Raw genomic sequence first — 19373 nt, forward strand, 5'->3', positions numbered from 1 at the left:
CTGAATATTCAGAAAATAAAAAAAAATTGGCAGATGAAGATTGTTGAAGAGGTTAAGGCGTTTGCTATCAGATATTACGAGGAAAAAGTTTCGGCTTTGTTAAATTATCATTCCATTGAACACACCCGCTTGGTTGCTCAGGTATCGGGAACCATTGCCGACGCAGAAGGTTTGAACGAAAGAAGTAAAGATATTGTGGTGGTGGCAGCCTGGTTTCACGATATTGGTCATGCCGTTTCGTTAAAAGACCATGAAGCGGAGGGCTGTAAAATTGCACGGCAATTTCTCTCTGAAAAAGGAATGGATGAGGAATTTATTGTTGAAGTGGAAAAGTGCATTGGTGCAACAAAAATAGGAGCGCCAAAGAATTCATTACTGGAAGAAATAATTGGCGATGCAGATTTTGCGCATGCAGGAATGGATAATTTTATGGAAATCTCGAATTTGCTGCGTAAAGAGATGTGCAACTTTGTGGAACGAAAATGTTCGAAACGAGACTATTGGAAACAAACGCTTGATTTTATTTTGGGGATTAAATATTATACCAACTACGCCAAAAATACTTTTGAACCGGTTCGATTAAAAAATATCAGGAAAGTAGAAAAACGCATCAAAAAATTGTCGGGCAATAAAAAAACGAGTGTGCCTAAAAGTGCTCAGAAAAGTACAGCGCGTGGTATCGAAACCATGTTCAGGCTAACAGCCCGTAACCAAATTAATTTAAGTTCTATTGCCGACAATAAAGCCAATATCATGCTCACAATTAATGCGGTGTTGGTTTCAGTGTTAATGAGTACAAGTGCGCTAACGCTGCAAACCAGCGAACATAATTTCCTGGTTCCGGGGATTATATTAATTATAGGCTGTTTAATATCGCTTGTATTTGCTATTTTTTCAGTTATTCCAAAGTATGGAACGGGAAATTACAGCGATGAAGACCTGAAAAAACGAAAGCTCAACCTGCTGTTTTTTGGAAACTTTTTTAAAATGCCTTATGAGACGTATGAAAAGGGCGTGAAAGAGATGATGAACGATTACGATTATTTGTACGGAACATTAACCAAAGATCAATACAATCTGGGAAAGGTTTTGGCTAAAAAATATAAACTGCTAAGTTATTCCTACCGCGTATTTTTGGTCAGTTTTGTAGTGGCGGTGCTCACGTTCTTATTCCAGTATCTCTCAAAATATTTGTAACTATTGTTAAATGCCAAGACTTGAAAGAACATATAAAGGGGCAGTACGGCGACACCAGCTTTTACTGCTGGGGTTAACCTTATTATACTGGAATTTGGTAATCCGATTTGCCCTTTTTATGCGTTTGCTTGGTGCCCGCGACGACCACATGGGCGATATGTTATCAAAAGGAATGAGCTTTTTAGTTGAAGAAGTAGTGTGGTCATCGGTGGTTATTTCGCTGTTTGCTACCTTAAGTTGGTTTACGCTTAATAAGTTGTATCCTCGCCTGGTACGCAACTTTAAAATGCGCAAGCTGGCAGTGGGTGTTGTTTTTCTCGATATCCTTATCTTTTTAATAATAAGTATTCTGTTAGGAATTGTACATTACAGTGTAGCACAAGACCTGAGTTTCGCCGAGTCTATATCGCATTTACCAAAGTTTTTATTCAATTCAACCATCCTTTTTTTTCTAATTGTATTGTTTGTTGGAGGTTACGTTTACCAGTTAATTAATACACTTTTACAACAGGTTGGGTATGTTCCACTCGGGAAAATTATGATGGGGTACTACCAAAAACCCAGGGAAGAAGAGTTGATATTTATGTTTCTTGATTTAGAATCGTCAACCGCGGTGGCCGAAAAATTGGGGCACGAAAAGTACAGCTATTTTATTCAGGATTGTTTTAAATGTGTATCAAATTCGCTGCTGGCAACGCGCGGGCGCGTATATCAGTTTGTTGGCGACGAGGTGGTAATATCGTGGGATGCCAAACGAGAACCGTCGTATAAAAGGGCAGTAGATTTCTTTTTTCTGTATGAAAAAGCATTGAACAAACGACGCGATTATTTTGAACAGGAGTATGGCATGATGCCTGTTTTTACGGCATCGTTAAATGTTGGAAAAGTTATGGCTGCTGAAGTTGGCGAGATTAAGCGCGAGTTGGCTTTTCATGGCGATGTGTTAAACACTGCTGCGCGCATTCAAAAACAGTGTAAGCGCTACAGTAAAAAGATTTTGGTAACCAACAAATTTGCCGTAAAACTGATAAAAAGTACCAAAGAATATAAAATTGAATACGTTGACCTGATTAAGTTTTTTGGTAAGAAGAGATCGATAAAAATTTACGAAGTACATCAGGCTTAAAACAAAGGCCTTATCACTCCAGGTAGTAGTTTTATCATTTCACGAATTTCCTCTCGCTTCACTCCATTCTTCCGATTTATATTCGCTCCCGAAAACAGAAAACAATGAAAACAAGCATTATTGTTTGTACTTATAACGAAGAGGAAACCATTTTTAATGTGGTTGCTTCGTGTTGCAAACATAACCCAGATGCCGAAGTAATTGTAGTTGATGATGGATCAACTGATGAAACAGAGAGTGTTCTGAAAGCTCTGGTCCCGCATTATCATTTCGAGTATTTAAAGCTGCCTGAAAGCCATGGAAAGAGTTATGCAATGGCTTGTGGCGTTGAGTTTGCCAGCAACGAAATCGTGCTGTTTATCAACGCCAATCTGGTTCATTTGCGGAAAGATCATTTCGCAGCCATGTTAGCCCCAATTCAAAATCAACAGGCTGATATGGTTATTGGCAATCCGGCCAGTTTTACCATTAATTATGGTGCCGACCCATACGAAACGGCGATGAGTGAGAAAGCCATGTTGAGAGCGGATTTGCTTCCCATTTTAAACGATGTGAAAGAGATATTTTTTGGGGTAGAGGCTTTTCTTACTATTTATTATCAGGCATTGGGAAAGCGGGTTTGCCACCAGGCATTGAACGACCTGGAGCGGACGGAGCGCAAGACGGACAGCCAGACCGTTCGGCTAAGGCAAGAAGGCGATAAAGAAATTGCAAATGCGCTGATCTCCAACTTCGACCTAATGATGAAACGTGTGCAGAATAACATCCAGAATTCGCAGAATTATACCCAATCAACTATTTCAAGTGTACAATTGCAGTTGAACAAGTATATGAAACACCTGAAAGAGCGCATTACAAATGTTGAAACGTTTTAAGTGCATTTCAGGAGTTCATTTTGTCATTCGGTACACAAATCTAAATCTTTAATAATCAGCACAGTTACTTTTGTTATGTGATTAGAAAACAAAAACAATATAGTAGTATGAAACGAACATGAACTTATTTAATCATAACTACACGAAAAGGATGATTAAAAAAGTTTATTTGAGAGCGGAGCGCTTACATCCGTTCTCAAATTTTAAAGCAAATATTACAAAACTTGAAAATTTTAAACGGATGAAATTCAAAACCATTTTTCTCGTATTAGCAGCTGCTCTTTTTGCCTTTACAGGGTGCAATAGCAGTACAGGAGAAGAGCCTCAGGCCGAAACAATTAAAAATGTAAAAATTGAGACAGTTACCGATGCTGACACGCAGAACTTGATGACACTCAACGGAAAGATTAAGGAGAAAAGCCTTACCTCGCTCTCTTTTCGTGTTGGTGGGCCATTGTTTAAACTGGATGTAAAACAAGGCGACTACGTTAAACAAGGAGATGTGATTGCAGAGATTGATAAGCGCGATTACAAACTGCAGATAGAAACCACTAAAGCTCAGTTTGAGCAAACCGAAGGTGAGTATAAACGTTACAAGCAGTTGGTTGAGCAAGACAAGATTCCTGAAAATACCTTTGAAAAGATTAAGTCGGGATACCTGATGACTAAAACAGCTTACGAAAACGCACAAAACCAATTGCGCGACACCGAGCTGAAAGCACCTTTTTCAGGCTATATCTACGAGAAGTTTGTAGAGAATTTTCAAACGGTGGGAGCCGGAACACCGATTGTTTCAATTATTGATAATTCGCATCTTGAAGCTGTTGTTTCAGTTTCTGAAAGTCAGCTTCAGCGAGTAAATAATGCTAAAGAAAGTTATTTGAATGTAGCCAATGCAGGCATTAGCCAATTGCCGGTGAAATTGTTCAGCGTTAGCGAAAAAGCCATGCAGGATGGTTTGTACGAAGTGAAATTTTCGTTCGAAAACAAGAATAATTTAAAAGTAGCTCCGGGAATGACAGCGAATGTTACGGTATATAACAGTGCCGAGGAAAATCAGCTCTCGGTGGCAGCTTCAGCAGTTTTCCACGAAAAAACAAGCACTTACGTTTGGGTATTCAATCCATCAACAAATAAAGTTGAAAAGCGTGAAGTTAAAATTGCACTCGACGGAAATCAGGGACGTGTAAACATTGTAAGAGGTGTAAACAACGGCGAACAAGTTGTTACTGCCGGCGTACATTTCCTGGTTGAAGGACAAAAAGTTCAACCCATTAAAACACCATCGGTAACTAACATTGGAGGGTTGTTGTAATGCTGGAAAAGTTACTGAATCAAAAAGCAATGATCTCCACCATACTCGTTGCAGTATTGCTGGGAGGTGTAATTGCTTACAATAATATTGGGAAACTGGAGGATGCTGAGATTCCGATTAAGGCGGCTACAGTAGTTACGGTTTATCAGGGAGCAACGGCACACGAAGTTGAACTGGAAGTGACCGACCCACTTGAAAAAGCTATTCAGAAACTGGAAAATATTGATGAGATTCAATCTGTTTCGCGCCCCGGTTTGTCGTTAATTACCATATACATTCAACCAACAGTAAAAACACCACAGTTGCCACAGCTTTGGGATCACCTGAGGCGAAAAGTTAATGATGCAAAAGGGGCGTTGCCACCAGGCGCTATGGAGCCGATTGTGAATGATGATTTTGCCGATGTTTACGGGATTTTATATTCAATCACTGCCGACGGATATTCGCATCACGAGTTGACAAAATACACCGAATACATCGAACGCGAGCTTCTAAGTGTAAATGGTGTTCGTCGTTCGCAGATTTTTGGTGAGCAAACCGAAACTATCGATATTGTTTTTTCGCCCGAAAAACTGGCCGGGTTAAGTGTAAATCCAATGTACATTGCTGCAGCCATTCAAAACGAAACGGCTATTATCAATCCCGGATCCATTGTAACCGGCGACGAGTCGATTCGTGTTGGTGTTGGACAGAAAATTACATCGATAGAAGAAATTGAAAACCTTTTGATACAAGTTCCCGGTGGTGGGAATTTCCGTTTGGGAGATATTGCGACCATAGAAAGATCGTACCTGGAGCCCAAAAACGAGGCGCTTTTTTACAACAATAAAGTGGGTTTAACGCTGGGCTTATCGAACGAGAGTGGAATTAACGTTGTAAAATTGGGAGATCGGCTGGATGAGAAACTGGCTGAGATACAAAAAGATTTACCTGTTGGTATCGAGATTAACCAGGTTTATTACCAGCCCGACCGCGTGGATGATGCGGTAAAAGATTTTATGATGAACCTTGCCATGTCGGTAGGAATCGTAATCATTGTGCTGATGTTTGCCATGGGATTTCGATCGGGGCTACTTATCTCAAGCGGTTTGATTTTTACCATCATGGGAACCTTAATTGTGATGATGGCCATTGGCTTACCACTACACCGGGTTACGCTGGCAGCCATTATTCTGGCAATGGGTATGTTGGTTGATAATGCTATTGTTGTTGCCGATGGAATTCTGGTCGACTTAAAATCCGGAATGAAGAGAAGTAAAGCATTTGTAAATACCGCACAAAGAACGGCGTTGCCATTGCTTGGTGCAACGGCGGTTGCAATTCTGGCTTTCTTGCCATTGCGGATGTCGCCCAACGAAGCCGGCGAGTTTCTCGCATCGCTGTTTACGGTACTTATTATATCGCTTACGTTAAGCTGGATCTTTGCCATGATTCAAACACCATTTAATGCCAAATATTTTTACCGTAAAGAACGCCCGAAAGGTGAACATGCTGAGACATACGACCGCGGATTGTACAAGATATTTGGCACTTTTTTAAAATGGGCAGTGCGCAATAAATACATGTTTGCCCTTGGTTCATTTGCCATTCTGATTTTTGCATTCTGGTCGTTCCGTTTTGTGAAGGTTGACTTTATGTCGAAAATTGAATACGACCAGTTTTATATTGAATATTTCTTGCCACAGGGAGCCGACATTGAAGCAGTGGAGAAAGATATTCAACAAATTCAGGAAGGTATTTTGGAAATGGATGACGTTCATTCGGTTACAGCAGCCGTTGGTCGCCCGCCCGCCCGCTACTTGTTAATGCGTTACATGCAAACCGGTGGAACAAACTATGCCGATTTAATTGTGCAAACAGAAAGTACCGACAGGGTGCCAACAATTATTCCTGAAATAGAAAAGTATTTAAATAATAATTATCCGAATGCATTTTTCAGGGTACAGGAATACGGTGCCGCATTTGCCGCTGCTGATATTGAAGCACAGTTTATAGGTCCTGATCCTGCCGTATTAAAGGATTTGGCCAACCAGGCAAAAAAGATCTTTTTGGAAGAGCCGACAGCTATTCATGTTACCGACGACTGGAAAAATCAAACTAAAAAAATTGTTCCTGCTTATTCTGTTGAACGTGCACAACCGCTCGGATTATCGCGTGCCGATATGGGTAACTCTATTTTGGTAGCCACCAACGGACGACCAATTGGAGCCATTTACGAAGGCGATAGAATGATGCCGATTGTATTACGCACCGATAACAGAGTGGCCGAAAACATAGAACAACTAATGAATATTCCGGTTTGGGGACAACAAAGCCGTGCAAGTGTGCCGCTGTCGCAAATTGTTGATACCATGAAAGTAACATGGGATTACGAACTCATTCACCGTTTGGATAACAGGCGTGCAATAAAAGCACAATGCGATGCTGCAGACGGGTATACAGCTGCTGAAGTTCAGGCGAAATTTCAGGATAAAGTAGAGGCTATTGATTTGCCCGAAGGATACGAGTTAAAATGGGAAGGAGCTACCGCACGTTCGGGAGAAGCCAACTCGGCGTTGTTTATGTTCCTGCCGCTCGCAATTGGATTGATGGCGATTATTATCATCGGTTTATTTAATAACCTGAAACAGCCGATCATTATCTTCCTTATAGTGCCATTTGCATTTGTGGGTATCGTACTTGGTTTGGCAACAACAGGTGTTTACCTCACGTTTGCCGGTATTATTGGCGCACTCGGATTAATTGGAATGATGATTAAAAATGCGGTGGTACTTCTTGATGAAATAAACCGAAATATCAAGGACGGGAAAGATCGCTTAAAAGCTACTATCGATGCAGCATTATCACGTTTGCGTCCGGTAATGATGGCTTCGCTGACAACCATTTTAGGAATGGCACCACTGATTACTGATTCGATGTTTAACTCAACAGCCATCGTTATTATGTTTGGATTGGCCGTTGGTTCCATAATTACATTGGTAGTTGTACCGGTTCTTTACACGGTTTTGTACCGTGTTGATGGAAGTAAATTAAAAGCATTAAAGTCAAATGTAGAGTAGATAGATAGTGAAAAAGGTGGCCCCGTTTTTTGAATGGTCGGGGGACGACAGTTTCTGACCTTTGGTCAGATAGAAGATCGGGGTTATCCTTTTTTGCAAAAAGAAAACAGAAAGAATTCAATCTAAAAATTAGTATACAGATGAATCAATCAATAAAATATATAGCCGGCACAGTTATCGTTTTGCTTACTGTGTTTGGCAACACTTTCGGACAAAAAATAATGACGCTTGAAGAATGTCGTGAGCAGGCTGTGGCTTTCAATAAAGAATTGAAAAATGCAGCCTTACAAAACCGCGAGGCACAGGTAAACCAAGAAGTGGCCAGAACGGCTTTTTTACCGTCGCTTGGCTTTTCTTCGTCGTTAATGCATCGGCCCAATATGGATCCAATTAGCATGCCAGGTTATTTCTTGCAAACAGCCGATAGTGAAGAAGATGCATTAAACGGAAAGTTCTCGGGAACAAGCAATGTTTGGAAACCGGGGACTACAATCGACATTAGTAGCCTGACACTTATAAACAGTGGTTTTGAAATTAACCAGGCGATTTATGCCGGAGGTAAAATAAGGTATTCAAACCAGCAGGCTGATGCCGGTGTATCTATTGCAGATATGGCATTGAACATGAAATACTCGGAAGTGATTGAAGAAACCGACCGGGCTTTTTGGCAGGTAGCAACTGTTAAAGAGAATATTATTATCGCCACCGAATACATTAAACTACTTACCGAGTTGGAAGAGCAAATGACTGCTATGTATGAAGTGGGGCTTCAGCCTGCCAGCGAGAAATTGCGGGTAACAGTACAGAAAAACGAAGCCGAATTGAATTTGTTAAAAGCGCGAAACGGTTTAAAAGTGGCCAAAATGTATTTGAACCAGATTCTGGGACAGCCATTGGATAATGAGATTCAAATTAGTCACGAGGCCAATCCTGAAGTAAAATTGTTTAACCTGGAAGATGGAATGATACAGGCAAGTAACAAGCGAAACGAACTTAAAATTCTGGAAAAGCAAAAAGAAATTTCGGAGCTGGATGCAAAAATTACACATGCCGATTATTTACCAACTGTAGGTGTTAGCGCCCAATATACCAGTTATTGGGTAAAAGATCTCAACGAAAATATCGATTTTCAGCCGATGCTGGCAGCACAGGTTTCCATCCCAATTTTTCAGTGGGGGCAAGGGAAAAAGAAACAGCGTGCCGCACAATTAAAAGTACAACAGGCCGAAACCGATTTGCAACATACAAATGATTTGATTAATCTTGAAGTAATGCAGGTTCAGGTTCAGGTTGAAGAAGCTTATGAGTCAATTCGTTTGGCAAAAAAGAATGTTGCCGAAGCTGAAGAAAGTAGGGATGAAACTCAAGCCAGTTTTGAAGTAGGCTTGAATACAACCACTGATATATTGGATGCACAAGCGCAGTGGGTTAAGGCAAAAGCACAGTTAATACAGGCAATAGCGAGTTTTGAAGTGTTGAAAACCAAATGGCAAAGCGTAACCGGCAATCTTTATATGCCTGATGAAGAAAGTTAGAAAATTATTTGAGGAGTAATGAAGTGTTTGGATTTACATAGCCCAAAAAAGCAAAACCTTGCTACGAGGTTGCCCAGCTACGAGCCTTTTAGCATATTGGGAAGGTTTGTAATAATTAGCATTATTGCTGTTCTTATATTACATTTTATTTCATACGTAACATTAGTACCAAAAGGGTTCGATGAGAAAATCCCATTTGTAATTTATCTGGTGATTATTTTATCATTTAATGGTGCTGCCGAATTGCAAATAGCTCTTGACAATATTCTGGAGCGTTTTCTTCCGGTACCCAAAAAAATTAAATTACGGCTTTTTCTTCAAATTGGTGTGGGAATGTTATTTCTGTATGTTGCTCACCGCATAATTATGTATTTTGTTGAGCCAAAGCTTACTCTTGATGATTCTCGTTCGGGCGTAATTATGGGCATGATAACCGGATTGGTATTTGTGCAAATGGTAGCTAACTCGCTTACTATTGCCCGCTTTACTCAAAAGTGGTTCGATTCGCAGGAACAGATTGCCGAAATGAAACGCGAAAAGTTACGTATGGATTACAACTCTTTGCAAGATCAGTTAAATCCACACTTTCTGTTCAATAACCTGAGTGTACTAAAATCCTTAATTATTTACAATCCGGAAGTGGCAGTAGTGTTTACCGAAAACTTTACCGACGTATATAGGTATGTACTGCAAAGTAAAGATAAACGACTGGTAAAATTAGCCGATGAAATGGATTTTATGAAAGCCTATTCGGCTCTGCACAAAGAGCGGTTGGGCGATGGGATTGAGATTGAAAACCTCGTGGCAGATAGCATTTTAGATAAAGATATAGCGCCTCTTACCGGGCAGCTATTAATCGAAAATGCCATTAAACACAACATTACAAGCCGGGAAACGCCTTTGCAGATAAAGCTTTTTGTGGAAGATGATTATTTAGTAGTATCGAATAATTTGAATCGAAGAGCCGCGTCCTATTCCACAAAAACAGGATTAAAAAACCTGGTGAAACGATACGAGATATTAACAGAAAAAGAAATTGCTGTTCAGTACGACGAAAAATATTTTGAGGTGAAAGTGCCTTTGTTATAAAGCCGCAAAACAATGCGACAAGGGTTACAGTGAAATATAAAAACAATGAAGATATTGCGACCCAGATTAGTGGGGTGAAAAATGAATTCTGAGAATTTAAAAAACGGAAGAAGTGAGAGTTATTATTGTTGAAGATGAACTGCACAATTACCGCTTGCTAAGAGGAATGGTTGAAAAACTACGCCCCGACTGGCAAATTGTTGAGTGGTTTGAAAGTGTAAAGAGCACGGTGGCCTGGCTGAAAAGTAATCCGGCACCCGACATGATCTTTTTAGATATTCAACTAACCGATGGTATCAGTTTCTCCATATTCGACCAGGTAGACGTAACCAGCATGGTAATATTTACTACTGCCTACGACGAATATGCTTTGCGGGCTTTCCAGGTGAATAGTATCGACTATTTGCTGAAACCCATGAAAGAGGATAAGCTGCGTTTGGCAATCGAAAAATTCGAGCACATGGTTGCTGCATCAAACGAGAAGCCCGAAAACACTCCCGATTATAAAGAATTGTTACAGGCAATAACTTCCAGAGAAAAGAAATACAGACAACGTTTCCTGATAAGCGGAGCAACATCCTATTTTAAACTTGATGTGGAAGATGTAGCCTGGTTTTATACCGAAAACCGGGTTACAACAGCAGTAACTTTCCAGGGAAAAGAACATGTAATTGATTTAACGATTGAAAAACTGGAAGAACAACTCGATTCGGAATTATTCTTTCGCACCAACCGGAGTTCAATTGTGAACATTGATGCCATACGTAAATTCGAAAATCATTTTGGAGGGAAATTGATTTTGAGATTAATTCCGCCTATAGATGAACCGATTACTATAAGCCGGTTAAAGGCTACAGAGTTTAAAGAATGGGTAGGGAAATAAGTAAAATGCAGGTACTATCTATAAGATTATAATATATTTGTCAGTTAAACTAGAATCAGAATGAAGTATAGAGACCAGTTATACCAGGAAGCAATTGCAATGATAGAACATGCTACTCCACAGAAAGAGAGTCTTTTGTATCACAATATTTATTCATTACAAACCAACGGTGGTTATCCATTTTCATCAAAAAAAGATGTGCACGAATTGGTTAATTTCTTAAATTCATGCGATTAAAATAAAGTTGGTCCGGATTTAACACTATTTCCCGGGTCTGAATTGTTTTAATCTTAATGAAACAAGAAAATCAACTTAGCCATTCGGGTATGAAAAATTTGATCCTCACAACTTATCATCTCGTAGCCATTATAATTCTTCTACTGGCTGTTTTTCCTGTCTGTTCACAAGAAGTAAATACATCAGAGAAACCCAAAATAGCTTTGGTATTAAGCGGGGGTGGAGCTAAAGGCCTGGCACATATTGGTGTGCTTAAAGTGCTTGAAGAAGCTGGTATACGCCCCGATATAATTACCGGAACAAGTATGGGAAGTATTGTTGGTAGTTTGTATGCTGTGGGTTATACGTCAGATGAGCTTGCACAGATAAACGAAAATGCCAATTGGGACTTATTATTGACTGACAAAGAAAGATTGCGTAATGTTGCAATGGACGAAAAACAGGAAACAGAGAAGTACCTGTTTGAAATTCCCATAAAAGAAAAAAGAGTAAACCTGCCCGCCGGTCTTATTAACGGACAGCATTTGGAAGCCTATTTTTCGGAATTGTTTTGGCCGCTTACTTCGCACGAAGATTTTAACCAGTTGCCTATCCCGTTTCATTGTATGTCGGTTGATATGATATCGGGAAAAACAGTAGAGCACAGTTCCGGCGATTTGGTTCGGGCCATTCGCTCAAGTATGTCTATTCCAACCGTTTTTTCGCCTGTACGAATGGATTCCATGTTATTGGTTGATGGGGGTGTGGCGCGGAATTTTCCCGTTCAGGAAGCGATTAATATGGGCGCTGATATTATTATTGGTGTTTATGTTGGTTTTCAGAACGATGTAACGGCCGAAGATATGACATCGATAACCGATATCCTGCAGCGATCAATAGCTTTGGGCGGAATTCTTGATGCAAAAGAACAGTTCAGCAAATGCGAAGTGTTGATCATTCCCGACCTTCATGATTATTCAGCGGCAGATTTTTCGAAAGGATTGGAAATTGAGCAGGCCGGAGAAGATGCTGCACGTGAAAAGTTTAACGACCTAAAAGTGCTTGCCCAAAAACACAATCGCAGTTTCGAGCCTGTTACCAAGATCCGGCAACCGGACAAAATAAAATTATCATCGATTGAAATTGAAGGTTTACAATACCTGAACAAGAACTTTGTTTTGTCAAAATCAGGACTGGAGGGAGGAGATTCAGTTAGTTATAAAGATATTGACGAAGCCGTTGAATTTATGTACGGCACACGACACTTTGCCAAACTAACCTATTCGTTAAAAAAGGATGAAGCCCCCAATTCTTATATTTTGAAATTTAGCATTAAAGAAACGCCTCGGGCAATGTTAAAGCTGGCTCCGCGTTACAACAATGATTTAGGGGTTGGAATAACCACTAATTTCACCTTGCGAAATATGATTGCTCCCGCAACCCGGATGTTAATCTCTTTTGATATTGCTGAAAACCCGGGAATGGAGATTAAACTAAATAGGTTTGTTGGCAAGAAACAACGACTGTCTGATTATTTCTTTATTAGTAGTTACAGCTTTAAACTTCCGTTTTATGACGGAGGCAAGCGCTCAGGTAATTATAAACGCGATTATTTTGGCGGAGGATACGGGCTGGAGTATTTGTTTGGTTTAAATCATCAACTTGGAGGAAATGCATTCTATAAATACAACCGTTTAACACCACGTGCAGATTTGCAATCAATCTTTCCTGAAGCCGATTTCGATTACCTGAAGTCTCATGATTGGGGCTATCAGTTGTATTATAAAATAAATACCACCGATGACCTTTATTTCCCAAAAAAAGGAATAAAACTAGATATTGGATTTCAGCACATTTTTTCGGCTAACAGTGATTTGAATTTAAACACTACAGAGCCGAGAGACTATTTAATTGGCGAAGTTAATGATGCTTATGCAACCTTAACAATCGATCATAACTGGTATAAAACATTTGCCCGCAAGCTGACCTATAATTTTGAAGTGGGAGCCGGTTTTAGTTCGGAAGATGCCGGTGCTAACGGAATTTATATGTTAGGCGGATCGCAATTCGACCCCAACAAACTGCAGTCTATAGATCTTACCGGCTTTAATTATGCCGAGCTTTATACCTACAATTATGCGCTAGCCAAATCGTCGCTTAGTTGGGAAATAGCTTCCGGGCTTTACATAACAACTAAAGTTAATGTGGCTGCCACTGCCGATTCTTACGAAGATTTATTCGATCATTTAACAACACAGCCTTTTGGTAATCATATTTGGGGATATAGTTGCGGATTGAAGTACGATTCCTTGTTAGGACCAGTACAGTTGCTCATTTCGGGCAATAACCAGGATAATGAATCGCGGTTTCATTTAAGTGTCGGATACCCATTTTAATTTAATAGATACTTACTCCGTAAAATTGAAAAAAGCTTAATTTTTCTCTTAATTGTTGTTGTGTAAAGGCGACATATTCTTTTGATTTTGAAGTTTTATGCAAAATCTTTCTAATTTTAAACCCTCTCAAAAAAATAACTCATTATTTTTAGAGTTTTAATTGAAATAAATTGAATAACAGTATAACTAACTAAAATAAAAATCATGAAGGATAGAAGAGAATTTCTGAGAATTTCTACGGCAGGTGCTGTTGGTGTTTTGGCACTTGGAACTTATGCCTGTGGATCGGGAGGCAAAAAATCTGCAGAGCAAGCTGAAGCAACAGTTAAGGCAGCAACCGGAATGGGTGTTGGTCTGCAACTGTACACCATTCGCGATGCTATGGCAGCCGATGCGGCAGGTTCGTTAAAAAGAATTGCCGACATGGGCTACAAATTTGTTGAAATGGCCTCGTATTCCGATGGTAAATTTTATGGCATGGCACCAAAAGAATTCCAAAAAATGGTGGAAGACAATGGCATGAAAGTAGTAAGTAGCCATACCAGTGTTGAGGCCGAAGGTATTACTACTGCAAGTGCCCAGAAAATGGCCGATGCACATGCCGAAATTGGTATAGAATATTGTGTTCAGCCCTGGATTGAAGAAAAAGACCGAAATATAGAAACTTACAAAAGGATGATTGCCGAGTGGAATAAAGTTGGCGAGATCATGAAAAATGTAGGTATTCAGTTTGGTTACCACAACCATAACTTCGAGTTTAAACCAACCGACGGTATGGTGCCTTATTATGATGTATTCCTGAAAGAAATGGATGCGGACCTGATTACTATGGAATTGGATTGTTATTGGGCAATGAAAGCAGGTCAGGATCCTGTTGAAATGTTCAATAAATATCCCGGACGTTTCCAACTGCTTCACTTTAAAGGTATGGGCGACGAGGTTGTTGAGCCATTTTATACTGTAGACAAAGACGATATTGTGGCTGTTGGTGCTGGTGTTGCAGATTACAAAAGTATTTTAGACGCAAGCGAAACTGCAGGAATGAAATATTTCTTTGTGGAAGACGACAACCAGGGTAATGGTAAACCTTTTGAAGGAGTGAAGGCAAGTATCGATAATATACAATCGAAAATATTCGTTTAAGCAAACAATAGCTTAACTGAAAACCGGGTTCAAATAGAATCCGGTTTTTTTGTGCCCGTTTATGTTATCTCATCCTAAAATTTTATCATTTCGGAAAAAGAACCAACTGTCATTTCTAAAAAGCAACTACATTTGCATTAATGAATGAACGTTCATTAATTAATTCGAAGATATGGCACGGATTACAGATCAAACAAAAATTGAAAGACTGAAACAGTCGACCATGAAAATGGTAGTAGACCATGGTTTTGGAGGAGCTTCGGTGGCACTTATTTCAAAAGATGCACAAGTGGCTTCGGGCTATTTCTATATGCATTACAAAGGTAAATACGAGTTGGTAAACACCATTTTACAAGAGGTTTACAGCGAAGTGTTCGGCATGTTCGAAAAACTAATAGAACAGGGTAACCCCTTTCATGAAACCATTGAAAATATAATTCGCCATTTTGTTGAATTGGCAAACAAGGAGCCAATCCGGGTGAAATTTTTATACGTGCTTACCAACGATTATAATTTCGTAATCGATAAACATATCCAGGAAAATACACAGATGCTGCTTGAAAAATTGATGGAACTGGGACGATCAAGCAACGATTTGGACAAGACACTCATCGTTAGTGATTTGTACCTGATATTGATAATAACCACCATTCAGTTTATCAATCAAAAATACAGAAACAACGATCGGGATATCATTGCCGAAGAGGATATTAAGCATTTACTAAAACTGATTTTTAAGTTTTTGAAATAGGCAAAAACAACAGATTTGAATTTTTGAGAATACAACAGAATACAGCTTACAATAATAGAAATGAAAACAATTAAACAACAGAAAACAGTCTTATTATTCCTTTTGCTTTTGGCTGTGGGAATAACGGTTCACGGGCAGTCGCAGGACCAATTGTTGTCATTCGACCAGGCGATGCAAATTATGCTGGAACAAAATCCGGCACTGTTGCGCCAAAAAGAAGAGATCAGGCAGAAAGAATTCGAGATCAAATCGAAAAAAGGAATGCGTTTGCCACAGGTTTCGCTAAATGCAACAGCGGTGGCCATGTCCGATCCTTTGCATCTCGATTTAACTCCGGTGGGCGAAGCCATCAGTCCCTTGTACGAAACTCTGGGAACTTATGGTGTTTTTAGCGGCGTTCCAAATCCCGATCCGGCAACCAATGCACTTTATCCTTATTTAAGCGACGACATGAGTACCCAAATTGTACGTCAGCAATTGCTTGAAGGAGGCGAAGAGATTGCCGCTCACGATTGGGATGAGATCATTCAGGACAAAAATTTTGCTTTGCTGACAGCGAGTTTTACGATGCCAATTTATGCCGGAAGTAAAATAAATGGTGCGAACCAGGCTGCCGAAGTAAATCTGGATATTAGTCAGCAGGAATTGCGCCATACTGAAGGCGTTCTGTTAACGGAGCTGGTGACACGTTATTATGGACTGGCCCTCGGGTTGCAAGTGGAAAAACTTCGTAAAGAAATGCTGAAAAGTATGGAAAACCATCACAACGATGCAAAAAAACTATACGATAACGGAATGATTGCAAAAGTTGAATTGCTTCATGCCGAGGTGGCAAAAAATGAGGCTGAACGCGAAGTGAAGCAGGCCGTGCGGAATGTTGAGATATTGCGAACCGGCTTAAGAGCAACATTGGCAACTGATTCGATGGGGCAGGTTATTCCAGCCAATAATTTGTTTATAAATAACGAGTTAACAGGTCTGGCTGCGTGGTTAGATCGCGCCAAAGAATTAAACCCTCAATTGAAACAGATACAGGGGAAAAAGGAACTTGTTGAGATAAAACACCGGGTAGAAAAAAACGAATATTTACCAACGATTGCAGCAATGGGAAATTACAACATTGCCGATAAAAACTTTTCGCCATACATGCCCGAATGGGAGCTTGGAATTGGAATGAAGTGGAACTTGTTTCAGGGAATGAGCCGCAGGAACAACATACTGGCCAGCGAAACCATGCATAACCAGGTTGAATACGCAGAACAAAAAGCCAATAACGATTTGGAAGCCTACCTGGTAAAGCTATACAACGAATTGCAAATGCAAATGGAGCAAAAGACCGAGTTGGAAACAACGCTTGAGTTGGCAAACGAATACCGCCAGAGTACCGAGAAAGCATTTAACGAAGGATTGGCAACCTCTACCGATGTGGTGGAGGCGAATACAAAAGTGCTGCAGGTGAAAACGCTGCGCCTTAGTGTTTTATATAAATACGATGTTGGGTTGGCTAATTTCCTTCAAACAGCAGGTGTTCCCGAACAATACATCAATTTCTCGAGTGGAGATAATACTGTAACCGAATCACTTTAAGAAAACCAAAAGCAAAAAACATAGAATATGAATAAGAAGACCTTAAGCTCAATAATTGTACTTGTAGCTATCGTAGCGTTTATAGTGTACACATTTATTGTTGTAACAAAACCCGAGCCCGTAATTCTGCAAGGAGAAGTTGAGGCTCAACAATACAATATCGCATCAAAAGTTCCGGGAAGGATACAGAAAGTAGCTGTTGATCGTGGACAGAAAGTGAAAAAGGGCGACTTTATTTTTTCTATTGACAGCCCCGAAATTAATGCAAAACTGGCCAACGCAAATGCCGCGCGTACTGCCGCAAGTGCACAAAGCCGAAAGGCTCAAAACGGAGCGCAACAAGAAGATATTACAGCTGCCTACAGTACCTATGTAAAAGCTGAAGCAGCTGCACAGTTTGCTGAAAAGACATTTGCACGAATTCAGAATTTATATGATGAAGGAGTGGTGCCGGCACAAAAACGCGATGAGGTTGAAACGCAAATGAAAGCCGCCCGCGAAACGGCAAATGCAGCAAAAGCCATTTGGCAGAAAGCTGAAAAGGGAGCCCGCGAAGAAGATAAAACCGCTGCTGCTGCAATGGTAAAACGTGCCGATGCCGCCATTGCCGAGGTGCAAGCTTACCTGAAAGAAACAACAATTAATGCTATTGCCGACGGAGAAGTGTCGGGAGTAAATGTTGAAGAAGGCGAGTTAGTTTCAACAGGTTTTCCGGTAGTTACCCTACTCGATTTGAACGATATTTGGGTTACACTTTACATTCGCGAAGATTATATGACTCATTTTAAAATGGGTAGTGTGTTTAAAGCTAAAATCCCTGGATTGGATGGGCAGGAGTTCGACTTTAAAGTAAAATACATAAGTCCGTCGGCCGATTTTGCCCGATGGAATGCGACAAAAACTTCAGGAGAGTTCGATTTAAAATCGTTTGAAGTTGAGGCGCGTCCGGTCAATAAAATTGAAGGTTTGCGTCCCGGAATGACTGCCGTTGTTACCTTACCCGAAATGAAATAAAATGGACGGGAAAAAGAGACATCCTATTTTTGAGGTCATGGTTCGTGAGGCCAGGCGGATTCAGCAAAATCCTGCTTACCGGTTTTTGCTTTTAATCGGGCCGATCACGGGTATTCTGCTTCTCTTTTTTATCTTTCAACAAGGAGCAGCAAAACGTTTGCCCATTGCTTTGGTCGATCAGGATAATTCATCACTTTCCGTAAAAGTAGGAAATGCATTAAACGCTTCACCCGATGTGCAAATTGTGACTGGTTCACCGGATATCTTCCAGGCGCGGGAGTGGTTAAAACAAGGTCTTGTTCAGGCAATTGTTGTATTGCCCAACGATTTGGAGAAAAAAGTGTTTCAGGGAGTTGAAGCACCTGTTCCGGTTTATATAAACGGAACAAATGTAACGGTTGCCGGAGTTGTACAACGTTCGGTTTTAACCACACTAAATACCTTGTCTGCCGGAATTCAGCTAAAAAAACTGGCACTTAACGGTAACAATGCACAAAAGGCCATGGCTCGTGTTGTCCCTGTGATAATTCAAAAGCATGTCTTGTTCAATCCGTATACAAATTATGCCTACTTTCTTAACTCGGCAATGATGTATTTTACCTTGTTTTTATTTGCTTTTATGAGTTCGGTTTACACCTTCGGCAATGAACTGAAACGAGGAACAGGGCTAAGTCTTTTGGAAGCCGGAAACAACAGCGTACGAATGGCAATTGTTGGGAAACTTTTTCCATACACCGTTATTTATTCTGGTTTTGCAATGTTAATTGCCTACCTGCTTTATGTGGTTGAAGGCATGCCCTTAAATGGCAGTTTCGTAATTATCTTTTGCGGGCAGTTTATTACAATTCTTGCCTACCAAATGCTGGGATTAATATTTGTTGCTTTAACCAAAAACCTGCGTTTGTCGCTGTCGGTGGGGAGTGCCTATATAATGATGGGAATAACATTTTCCGGCCTTACTTTTCCGGTAGAAGGAATGATGCCATTTGTAAAAGCACTCACAGCCATTTTCCCTTTTACCTGGTGGGAGAAACTTTTTATTTCGCAATCGTTACGTGGAGCTCCAATAAAAGAAGCGTTGCCGTATTTGTGCTACATTATCCTATTTATGCTGTCGGGTATGGCTGCATTTAATCTGTATAAGAAAAGTTTGAGCGATCCGAAACACTGGGGAAAACAATAGGAAC

The 19373-nt window shown here is 40.3% G+C and carries 15 protein-coding genes; all 15 read left to right on the top strand.

Annotated features, from left to right (window positions below; translation table 11 throughout):
* Positions 1–33 precede the first annotated feature (33 nt).
* Positions 34–1197 (top strand): Pycsar system effector family protein, encoded by a 1164-nt coding sequence (locus G0Q07_RS04020; protein ID WP_163344880.1) that lies wholly within the window; start codon positions 34–36, stop codon positions 1195–1197.
* A 10-nt stretch (positions 1198–1207) separates the two neighbouring features.
* Complete coding sequence (locus tag G0Q07_RS04025) at positions 1208–2323, top strand: adenylate/guanylate cyclase domain-containing protein (RefSeq protein ID WP_163344881.1); 1116 nt, start codon at positions 1208–1210, stop codon at positions 2321–2323.
* Between the two features lie 104 nt (positions 2324–2427).
* On the top strand, positions 2428–3198 hold the full coding sequence (locus tag G0Q07_RS04030; RefSeq protein WP_163344882.1) for a glycosyltransferase family 2 protein: 771 nt from the start codon (positions 2428–2430) through the stop codon (positions 3196–3198).
* Positions 3199–3349: 151 nt separating this feature from the next.
* Positions 3350–4513 (top strand): efflux RND transporter periplasmic adaptor subunit, encoded by a 1164-nt coding sequence (locus G0Q07_RS04035; protein WP_163344883.1) that lies wholly within the window; start codon positions 3350–3352, stop codon positions 4511–4513.
* A complete protein-coding gene (locus tag G0Q07_RS04040) occupies positions 4513–7572 on the top strand; it encodes an efflux RND transporter permease subunit (RefSeq protein ID WP_163344884.1) in 3060 nt (1019 codons plus the stop codon). The genes G0Q07_RS04035 and G0Q07_RS04040 overlap by 1 nt, the downstream gene beginning before the upstream one ends.
* Before the next feature lie 140 nt (positions 7573–7712).
* Positions 7713–9107 carry a TolC family protein gene (locus G0Q07_RS04045; protein WP_163344885.1) on the top strand — a complete coding sequence of 465 codons (1395 nt, stop codon included), beginning with the start codon at positions 7713–7715 and terminating at the stop codon, positions 9105–9107.
* Between the two features lie 18 nt (positions 9108–9125).
* Positions 9126–10196 (top strand): sensor histidine kinase, encoded by a 1071-nt coding sequence (locus tag G0Q07_RS04050; RefSeq protein WP_163344886.1) that lies wholly within the window; start codon positions 9126–9128, stop codon positions 10194–10196.
* 112 nt (positions 10197–10308) lie between these two features.
* Complete coding sequence (locus tag G0Q07_RS04055) at positions 10309–11079, top strand: LytR/AlgR family response regulator transcription factor (RefSeq protein WP_163344887.1); 771 nt, start codon at positions 10309–10311, stop codon at positions 11077–11079.
* A 60-nt stretch (positions 11080–11139) separates the two neighbouring features.
* Entirely contained in the window at positions 11140–11316 is a 177-nt protein-coding gene (locus G0Q07_RS04060; protein ID WP_163344888.1) for a hypothetical protein, read from the top strand.
* Positions 11317–11405: 89 nt separating this feature from the next.
* On the top strand, positions 11406–13691 hold the full coding sequence (locus G0Q07_RS04065; protein WP_163344889.1) for a patatin-like phospholipase family protein: 2286 nt from the start codon (positions 11406–11408) through the stop codon (positions 13689–13691).
* 204 nt (positions 13692–13895) lie between these two features.
* Entirely contained in the window at positions 13896–14834 is a 939-nt protein-coding gene (locus G0Q07_RS04070; protein WP_163344890.1) for a sugar phosphate isomerase/epimerase family protein, read from the top strand.
* A 172-nt stretch (positions 14835–15006) separates the two neighbouring features.
* Positions 15007–15585: a TetR/AcrR family transcriptional regulator gene (locus G0Q07_RS04075; RefSeq protein WP_163344891.1), complete on the top strand. Its 579-nt coding sequence runs from the start codon at positions 15007–15009 to the stop codon at positions 15583–15585.
* A 60-nt stretch (positions 15586–15645) separates the two neighbouring features.
* A complete protein-coding gene (locus tag G0Q07_RS04080; protein WP_163344892.1) occupies positions 15646–17172 on the top strand; it encodes a TolC family protein in 1527 nt (508 codons plus the stop codon).
* Positions 17173–17199: 27 nt separating this feature from the next.
* Positions 17200–18186: an HlyD family secretion protein gene (locus G0Q07_RS04085; RefSeq protein ID WP_163344893.1), complete on the top strand. Its 987-nt coding sequence runs from the start codon at positions 17200–17202 to the stop codon at positions 18184–18186.
* A gap of 1 nt (position 18187) precedes the next feature.
* On the top strand, positions 18188–19369 hold the full coding sequence (locus G0Q07_RS04090; RefSeq protein WP_163344894.1) for an ABC transporter permease: 1182 nt from the start codon (positions 18188–18190) through the stop codon (positions 19367–19369).
* The last annotated feature ends 4 nt before the right edge of the window (positions 19370–19373 follow it).

The organism is Draconibacterium halophilum (assembly GCF_010448835.1).
Taxonomy (GTDB): domain Bacteria; phylum Bacteroidota; class Bacteroidia; order Bacteroidales; family Prolixibacteraceae; genus Draconibacterium; species Draconibacterium halophilum.